At 76.1% G+C, this 3,284-nt stretch carries 2 protein-coding genes; both read left to right on the top strand.

Annotated features, from left to right (window positions below; all coding sequences use genetic code 11):
• The coding region (locus SSBG_RS09625) for a (2Fe-2S)-binding protein (protein WP_234010452.1) at window positions 1–1,099 on the top strand (1,099 nt) is incomplete at its 5' end.
• Window positions 1,096–3,284, top strand: a 2,189-nt coding sequence (locus SSBG_RS09620) for a xanthine dehydrogenase family protein molybdopterin-binding subunit (RefSeq protein ID WP_037871284.1), incomplete at its 3' end; no start/stop codon positions are given. The genes SSBG_RS09625 and SSBG_RS09620, both read left to right, overlap by 4 nt.

Raw genomic sequence — 3,284 nt, 5'->3', positions numbered from 1 at the left:
GGCGCCCGGACACGTACCGGACGCGGAGGAACCCGTCGCGGAGGGGGAACCGGAGGGCGCGCCCGCGCCGGAGGCCCTGGACGCGGCGGAGGCCCCGGACGCGGCGGAGGACGCGGGCGAGCGGGGGAGCGCGGGGGAGACCCCGGAAGCCGGGGCCGTGCCGGAAGCCGGGAACGTGCCGGAACCCGCGACCGGGTCGGAGCCCGCCGAGGGACCCGCCTCCGAAGCCGGTCCCGAAGCCGGTCACGAGGCCGGGGCCGAGCACGACGACGACCGCGAGCCCGCGCCCGCCCCGCAGCCCGCGCCCGAGGACGAGGCCCCCTCCGCCCCCGGCGGCCTCCCCCTCCCCGACGAACACCCCCTCGCCGCCTACACGCTCTCCGTCAACGGCGTCGAACGGCCCGTCGAGGGCGCCTGGATCGGCGAGTCCCTGCTCTACGTGCTGCGCGAGCGGCTCGGGCTCGCCGGGGCCAAGGACGGGTGCGCGCAGGGCGAGTGCGGGGCGTGCAACGTCCAGGTCGACGGGCGGCTCGTCGCCTCCTGCCTCGTACCGGCCGCGACGACCGCCGGGAGCGAGGTCCGTACCGTCGAAGGACTCGCGTGCGACGGCGAGGCGTCGGACGTGCAGCGCGCGCTCGCCGCGCACGGCGCCGTGCAATGCGGCTTCTGCGTGCCCGGCATGGCGATGACCGTGCACGACCTCCTGGAGGGCAACCCGGCGCCGACACCGCTGGAGACCCGGCAGGCGCTCTGCGGGAACCTGTGCCGCTGCTCCGGCTACCGGGGCGTCCTGGACGCCGTCGAGGACGTCGCGGCCAGCCGGCGCGAGGCGAGCGAGGAGCGCGCCGCCGCCAAGGAGGAGGCGGCCGGGGCCGCCTGGCCCGCCGAGGCCGAAGACCCGGGCGCCACCGGGCAGTTCGCCTTCCCCCAGGAGCACGAGGACGCCGCGCCGGACACCACCGGGCAGCCCCGCCCCCACGTCCCGCACCAGGCGGGGCCCGAGACGTACGGCGCGGGCCTGCCCTACGCGCCGCCGCCCGAAGCGAGTTACGCCCACGACGGCACCGGCACCCACCCGCAGGACGGAGGGCAGGCATGAGCGAGTCGACGGCGGAGTCCCCGGAGTCCCTGGACGCCGCACCCGCCGAGGAACGGCCCCCCTTCGGCCTCGGCACCTCGCTGCCCCCGGCCGAACTGCGCACCAAGACCGAGGGCACCTTCCCCTACGCCGCCGACCTGTGGGCCGAGGGCCTGCTGTGGGCCGCCGTCCTGCGCTCCCCGCACGCCCACGCGCGGATCGTCTCCATCGACACCGGCGAGGCCCTGCGGATGCCGGGCGTACGCGCCGTCCTCACGCACGAGGACCTGCCCGCGCACTCCTTCGGCGGCGAGCGCCCCGTCTTCGCCTCCGACCTCGTGCGCCACCACGGCGAGGCCATCGCCGCCGTCGCCGCCGACCACCCCGACACAGCCCGTATGGCCGCCGCCGCCATCCAGGTCACCTACGAGACCCTCGACCCCGTCACCGACCCCGAGGCGTCCTTCGAGGCCGCCCCGCTCCACCCGGACGGGAACCTCGTCCGGCACATCCCGCTGCGCTCCGGCGACCCCGAGGCGGTCGGCGAGATCGTCGTGGACGGGCTCTACCGCATCGGCCGCCAGGACCCCGCGCCGATCGGCGCAGAGGCCGGGCTCGCCGTGCCGCGCCCGGACGGCGGCGTCGAGCTGTACACCGCCTCGACCGACCCGCACGGCGACCGCGACCTCGCCGCCGCCTGCTACGGGCTCAGCCCCGACCAGGTCAAGGTCGTCGTCACCGGCGTCCCCGGCGCGACGAGCGACCGCGAGGACCAGAGCTTCACGCTGCCCCTCGGGCTGCTCGCGATGCGCACCCAGTGCCCCGTCAAGCTCACCGCCTCGCGCGAGGACTCCTTCCTCGGCCACGCCCACCGCCACCCGACCCTGCTCCGCTACCGCCACCACGCCGACGCCGAGGGCCGACTCGTCAAGGTCGAGGCGCAGATCCTCATGGACGCGGGCGCCTACGCGGGCAGCTCGGGCGAGGCGCTGGCCGCCGCCGTCTCCTTCGCCTGCGGTCCCTACGTCGTCCCGAACGCCTTCGTGGAGGGCTGGGTCGTGCGCACCAACAACCCGCCCTCCGGGCACGTGCGCGGCGAGGGCGCGATGCAGGTGTGCGCCGCCTACGAGGCGCAGATGGACAAGCTCGCCAAGAAGACCGGCGTGGACCCGGCCGAACTGCGGCTGCGCAACGTCCTCGCGACCGGCGACGTCCTGCCGACCGGCCAGAGCGTGACGTGCCCCGCGCCCGTCGCCGAACTCCTCGAAGCCGTACGGGACGAGGAACTGCCCCCGCTCCCCAAGGACACCCCCGCCGACGAGTGGCTGCTGCCCGGCGGGCCCGAGGGCGCGGGCGAGCCCGCCGCCGTACGGCGCGGGGTCGGCTACGGCGTCGGCATGGTCCACATGCTCGGCGCCGAGGGCGCGGACGAGGTCGCGACGGCCACCGTGAAGATCCACGACGGCGTGGCCACGGTCATCTGCGCCGCCGTCGAGACCGGGCAGGGCTTCTCGACGCTCGCGCGGCAGATCGTGCAGGACGTGCTCGGTATCGAGGACGTGCGCGTCGCCCCCGTCGACACCGACCAGCCGCCCGCCGGGCCCGCCTGCCACGGCCGGCACACCTGGGTCTCCGGCGGGGCCGTCGAGCGCGCCGCGAAGATGGTCCGCACGCAGCTCCTCCAGCCCCTCGCGCACACCTTCGGCATGTCCGCCGAACTCCTCCAGATCGCCGACGGCAAGATCACCAGCTACGACGGGGTGCTCTCCACGACGGTCGCGGAGACCCTGGAGGGCAAGGAGCTGTGGGCGACGGCGCAGTGCCGCCCCCACCCGACCGAACCGCTCGACGCGAACGGCCAGGGCGACGCCTTCGTGGGGCTCGCCTTCTGCGCGGTGCGCGCGGTCGTGGACGTGGACATCGAGCTGGGCGCGATCCGGGTCGTGGAGCTGACGGTCGCCCAGGACGTGGGCCGGGTCCTCAACCCGGCACAGCTGCGCGCCCGCATCGAGGCCGGGGTGACGCAGGGCGTCGGCGCCGCGCTCACCGAGAACCTGCGCACCCCGCGCGGCCTGGTCCGCCACCCCGACCTGACTGGGTACCCGCTCCCGACCGCGCTCGACACCCCGGACATCCGCGTCGTGCGCCTCGTCGAGGAACGGGACGTCATCGCCCCGTTCGGCGCTAATGCCGCGAGCGCGGTCCC

The sequence above is a fragment of the Streptomyces sp. SPB074 genome (genome assembly GCF_000154905.1).
Lineage (GTDB): Bacteria > Actinomycetota > Actinomycetes > Streptomycetales > Streptomycetaceae > Streptomyces.
The sequence above is the reverse complement of the archived record's forward strand: the minus strand, read 5'-3'. Positions and strand labels throughout refer to the sequence as shown.